Origin of the sequence: Mesorhizobium sp. M1E.F.Ca.ET.063.01.1.1 (assembly GCF_003998155.1) — a bacterium.
Lineage (GTDB): Bacteria > Pseudomonadota > Alphaproteobacteria > Rhizobiales > Rhizobiaceae > Mesorhizobium.
Genome location: NZ_RZSC01000416.1, coordinates 1 through 5,244, shown reverse-complemented (window position 1 = coordinate 5,244; position 5,244 = coordinate 1). Strand labels below are relative to the sequence as shown.

6 protein-coding genes are annotated in these 5,244 nt (G+C 65.1%); 2 read left to right on the top strand and 4 right to left on the bottom strand.

Features of this window, described 5'->3' with window-relative positions:
• On the bottom strand, positions 1–211 hold a 211-nt coding region (locus EOA29_RS24175), incomplete at its 3' end, for an SDR family NAD(P)-dependent oxidoreductase (RefSeq protein WP_127221696.1).
• A gap of 194 nt (positions 212–405) precedes the next feature.
• Here EOA29_RS24175 and EOA29_RS24170 point away from each other — a divergent pair.
• Entirely contained in the window at positions 406–687 is a 282-nt protein-coding gene (locus EOA29_RS24170) for a hypothetical protein (RefSeq protein WP_126093108.1), read from the top strand.
• Positions 688–749: 62 nt separating this feature from the next.
• Here the strand turns inward: EOA29_RS24170 and EOA29_RS24165 are convergent, their stop codons facing one another.
• A complete protein-coding gene (locus EOA29_RS24165; protein ID WP_126093109.1) occupies positions 750–1,325 on the bottom strand; it encodes a TMEM175 family protein in 576 nt (191 codons plus the stop codon).
• Positions 1,326–1,467: 142 nt separating this feature from the next.
• Between EOA29_RS24165 and EOA29_RS24160 the strand changes: the two genes are divergently transcribed.
• Positions 1,468–2,676, top strand: a complete 1,209-nt coding sequence (locus tag EOA29_RS24160; protein WP_126093110.1) for an MFS transporter — start codon at positions 1,468–1,470, stop codon at positions 2,674–2,676.
• A 30-nt stretch (positions 2,677–2,706) separates the two neighbouring features.
• On the opposite strand, the gene EOA29_RS24155 is transcribed toward EOA29_RS24160, so the two are convergent.
• Both EOA29_RS24155 and EOA29_RS24150 read right to left on the bottom strand, forming a co-directional pair.
• Positions 2,707–4,179 carry an MATE family efflux transporter gene (locus tag EOA29_RS24155; RefSeq protein WP_126093111.1) on the bottom strand — a complete coding sequence of 491 codons (1,473 nt, stop codon included), beginning with the start codon at positions 4,177–4,179 and terminating at the stop codon, positions 2,707–2,709.
• 101 nt (positions 4,180–4,280) lie between these two features.
• On the bottom strand, positions 4,281–5,244 hold a 964-nt coding region (locus EOA29_RS24150; protein ID WP_145969767.1), incomplete at its 5' end, for an esterase-like activity of phytase family protein.

Genomic DNA, 5,244 nt, shown 5'->3' with positions numbered 1-5,244 from the left:
AAACGGCATCGTCGCCGGCAATGGCGGCGACCGCCTGTCTGGCCTGGTCAAGGCGCACGCCGCCGATATCGGCAATGACCGTCTTCACGCCCATGGCGGCGAATCGCTTCGCCGCGGCAAGGCCGATGCCGCTGGCGCCGCCGGTGATGACGGCGACATTGCCGGAGGCAAAAGCGGGCAGGGCGGTCTGGATTTCGGCGTCGCTGGTCATGGTCCATGTCCTTGTTCTGGGTCGAGCCGAACTTAACGCCGGCCGGAGCCGAGACAAGCCTCGATCGCCGCGATGTTTGACGCGAGGGCGGCAACGGGTTGACGGCAATAGCCGCAACGGTTGACGGCAATAGCCGCAATGGGTTGACCGCGACTGCTCGCCCCGCGCATGCTGGCAGGAAAGGAGCTCGACATTTGACCGACTGGATCGAAATCCTGAAGGAGCAGACCACCACCGGCGATCAGATGAGCCGGGAGGTGCCGAAGATGCTCGCCAACCCCGATATCAGCGAGGCACAGGTCAAGACGCTTTTCGCGGCGCTGGAGAAACAGGCGGACTTCGCCGAGAAGCTGCGTCTGGCCCTGGAAAAATTCGGCCATGATTTTCCCGTCATCACGGCGGCCGAGCGGCTGGAAGAACGCTATGCCGACCTAGCCGCCTCGGTGGCCGAGAAGCTGAAGGCGATGCGGAGGTAGGGCGGGTTTTTCGCAATGTCCGGACGGAAAACCGCTACGCACTTTTCCTGGAATTGCTTCGGTTATTTTTCGATCAGCCTTTCGAAGCGCTTGTCCGGCGCGAACCAGATGGTCGCAACCAGCACATAGATGGCCACGCCGATCCATTGACTGACGAAGGTCAGCGCTATCCCGGCCAGATAGAGGGCCAGCGAAATCTTGCCCTTGCGATCCTGACCCACGGCCCGGGCAAAGGTCGTCTCGGCGCCATGCAGATGGCGAAGCTTGATGACCAGGATGTTGTAGGCAATGGCGCAAAGCGCCAGGTCGACGCCGTAGACGGCGACCGGCACCGGCGCGAAATGGTTCTCGCCCATGAAGGCCGTGGTCACCGGCATCAGCGACAGCCAGAACAGAAGGTTGAGGTTGGCCCACAGGACACGGCCGTCGACGCGCTGCACGGTGTGGAACATGTTGTGCAGATTGTTCCAGTAGATGCCGACGTTGATGAAGGACAGCACATAGGAGAAGAAGACCGGCCACAGCGGCGCCAGCGCGGCAAGGTCCTCGCCGTGCGGCACCTTCAGCTCCAGCACCATGATGGTGATGATGATGGCGACCACGCCATCGGTGAATGCCTCGACCCGTCCCTTGCCCATGGTTCCTCCTTTGTCGGTTGACAGACGTTACGCAAGGATTTCGCGCGAGGCCATACTGCCAGAATTGTCAGGAGGGCGTTCGGAATGCGGGATGGCCGCCACTACATGGGCGCTGGGGCTTGCAAACTGGCCGGAGGTTCCGATGACCAGCTACGCTCAGACAATCACGCGCGACAATGAACTCAGCGGCGGCGCGGCGATGGCTGCCGTCGCCGCCATGATTGCAGCACTCTTTGCCGGCAGCACGGCTTTGACGCCGCTCTATGTAATCTACAAACAGGCCTTCGGGTTTTCGCAGATCACCCTGACGCTGGTCTACGCCGTCTATGTGATCGGCAATCTTGCGGCGCTGCTGTTTTTCGGGCGGTTGTCGGATGTCATCGGCCGCCGTCCGACGGCGCTGGCGGCGATGGCAGTCGCCGTGGTCAGCGCGCTGTTTTTCCTCTTCGCCGAAAACCTCGCGTGGCTCGACATCGCCCGCATCCTCAGCGGGCTGGGCATCGGGATCGGCGCGGGAACCGGCACCGCCTGGCTCGCCGAGCTGATCGAAGGCGAGGACAAGTCGCGGTCCGCCATCATTGCCACCAGCACCAACTTCGTCGGTCTCGGCCTCGGTGCCCTGATATCGGGCCTGCTGGCCGAATACGCGCCCTGGCCGCTCAGGCTGACATTCGCCGTCTATCTCGCTCTGCTGGCGCTGGTCACGCTGCTGATCTGGCGCACGCGCGAGACCGTGTCCGAGCCGGGACGGCTCTCCCACGTTCCGATGCGGCCGCGGCTTTCGGTTCCCGACAGCATCCGCGCGCGGTTCGTGGCGCCTGCGGTGACCGGCTTCGGCGCCATGGCTCTCGTCGGCTTCTATGCAGCGCTGGCGCCGAGCGTGCTGGCGCAGCAGCTGCATGTCACCAACCACGCCGAAGCCGGGGCTCTGTTCTTCGAACTGTCGATCGTGACTGCCGCGACGATCCTGGCGACGGCGCGGCTCGCCAGCCGCACCGTCATGCTGGCAGCGCTTATCCTGATGATCCCCACGGTGGCGATGGTTGTCGCGGCGCAGGTCTTTGCTTCGATGGCGATCATGGTGATTGCCACCGCGCTCTGCGGCGTGGCGGCGGCGCTCGGCTATCGGGGCGGCTTGCAGGTGGTGAGCCAGATTGCTCCGGCCGACAGACGCGCCGAAGTGGTTTCGGCCTTCTTCATCTGCTGCTTCTGCGGCAATGCGCTGCCGATTGTCGGCATCGGCGTGCTGTCGAGCTGGACGAATGCGATCGTCGCCAGCCTGGCCTTTGCCGCAATGATCACGATCTTCTCGCTGGTGGCGCTGGGGTTCGGCGCGCGCTACGCGAGGTGACCTCGAGCAGCCGCCAATCCAGCAGCGCCTTCAGCCGTTCGGCGTCTCGGGCGAAAGGCGCGCGCGCTGGCGCGGCACGCCGAGGCCAGTGTCCGGCGGCTCGCCGGCGGCCGGGCGCCCCTCGATCATGTGCATCGTGCGCCAGCGGCCAAAGCGATAGTAGGCGGCGGCCAGCACGAGAGAGGTGATCGAGCCGGCCGGAAAGCTCCACCACAGCGCTTCCTGACCGATGACACTTCGCATGGAATAGGCAAAGCCGGTGCGCACGATCAGCACCGAGATGATCAGGATGATCAGAGGCGGCATGACGGCGCCGGTGGCGCGCACCGTGGCGAACAGCACGATGGTGATGCCGAACAGGATGAAGGACCAGGACGCCGCCTTGTTGATGTGCGCGGCGATGTCGATCGCCGTACTGTCGCTCGCCAGGAACAGGCTCAGCACCGGGCGGTCGAAGACGAACAGCAGCGCCACCAGCGCGCCGGTGAGAACAAGGTTGAAGCCCACCCCGGACGCGGCAACCTTGCCGATGCGGTCCCAGCGCCCGGCGCCGACATTCTGCGCCGCCATGGAAGAGACTGCGGCGCCGATGGCCAGAGCCGGCATCTGGATATAGGTCCAGAGCTGCGCCGCGATGCCATAAGCCGCCGCAACCTGCGAGCCGTAGGAGTTGACGATGCCCATCACGGTCAGCGCCGCGGCCGAGATGACGATCATCTGCAGGCCCATGGGAATGCCCTTGGAGACGACGACGCGCAAAAGCGCCGGATCGGGCATGAGCAAAGCGAGGTTGCTGCCGGCCAGCCGCAGCGGGTGCTTGCGCGCATAGAGCACGATCAGGATGGCGACCACGCTCACCGTTTGGCCGATCAGCGTCGCGGTGGCCGAACCGGCGATGCCCAACGCGGGGAAGGGGCCGATGCCGCGGATCAAGAGCGGGTTCAGGACGACATCGAGCACGACCGCCAGCGCCATGAAGACAAACGGCGTGCGCGAATCGCCGGCGCCGCGCAGCACCGTCATGACGAAGGACAACAGGTTCATCATCGGCACCGCGACGAAGATGATGCGCAGATAGCTGCGCGCCAGCGGCAAGGCATCCGCGGGCGTGCCGAGACCGGTGAGGATGGCGTCGACCCAGGTCCAGCCGCAGACCGCGAACACCACCGAGACCAGGAAGAAGAAGGTGGCGCTGGTGCCGACGATGCGCCGCGCCTCGGGCAGGTCGCGGGCGCCAACCGACTGGGCGACCAGGATGGTCGCGGCCATGCCGATACCGAAGACGGTGCCGAGGATCAGGAACAGCACCAGATTGGCGTTGGAAGTCGCAGTCAGCGCCGCTTCGCCAAGGAAGCGCCCGACCCAGACGGCATTGATCGAGCCGTTGAGCGACTGCAGCACGTTGGAGCCGAGCACCGGCAAGGCAAACAGAAGCAGCGTACGCGGAATCGGGCCGCTGGTGAGGTCGTGGGTCCGCCGGTGAGCGGGCTTGTCGTCATCCATGACGGGCACCGAAAATGAATCAGGCCCGCGATGCTATCGCAGGCCTGACGCTCATGCATCCCTTCCGGGCTCGAAGCGATGGAGCGCCCCCGGCGGCGGTGCTAGTTCGCGGCGAGGCTGCTTCCCGACAGGCCGGGGAGGGTAACCTGGTAGACGAGGAAGGTGGTGTCGACATCGGCGCCATCCTCGGCCTTGTAGGGGGCGCCGACCTGGAAGCCATCCTGGGTCAGGAAGTCGTTGTCGTTGGCGACGAACAGGAAATAGTCGTCGGGCAGCTTCGGATCGAGCACGCTCACCAGCGACATCGCTTCCCATTTCTCCGAGAGGTTGTTCTTGTCGTTCGGCGCGCCATTGTGCAGGCCGAAGCGGCCGAGCTCGCCCTTGTCGTTGATGTCGATGAAGGAGGTCAGCTTGGCCGGCGTCACCGACGGGTCGAGCACGCCTTTCGGCGCAACCGGCTTGTCGGCGGCATCGAACGGGCCGTTGGCGATATCGGTGGCGGCGGAGAGGTCGACGATCTCGATCTTGCGGTAAAGCGACTCATCGCCCTTGACGCCCTGGCCGTTGCCGCTGTCGCGCGCCAGCATCAGGAAGCTCTTGTCGGACAGCGCAACGATCTCGCTCTGCGCAGCCACCTTGGTCTTGCCCTTGGCGTCCTTGAACACCGGCAGCGGCACGACATACTCGTGCGCCAGCTTGAGGTGAGCGAGGTCGGAGGCGTCATAGACGAGGACGCGGGTGTTCTGGCGCGTCGAGCCGGAATCGCCGCCATCCTGGCGGGTCGCCGACTGCAGCACGGCGATCAGGAATTTGCCGTCCGGCGTCATCGACATGCCCTCGAGGCCCTGATTGTTCTGGCGGCCGGTCTCGGGATCCTTCGGATCGGCCTCGGCCGCGCCCGGACCAGGATTGTCCGAAGCGAAATTCGGCTTGCTGTGGCGCGTCGGCACCAGGGCCGCCGGCGGCTGGGTGGCCGACATCAGATGGCCGTCCGCCGAGAAGCGGTAGATGTTGGGGCCATATTCGTCGGAGATGAACAGGGTGCCGTCGGGCAGGCGTGCGATC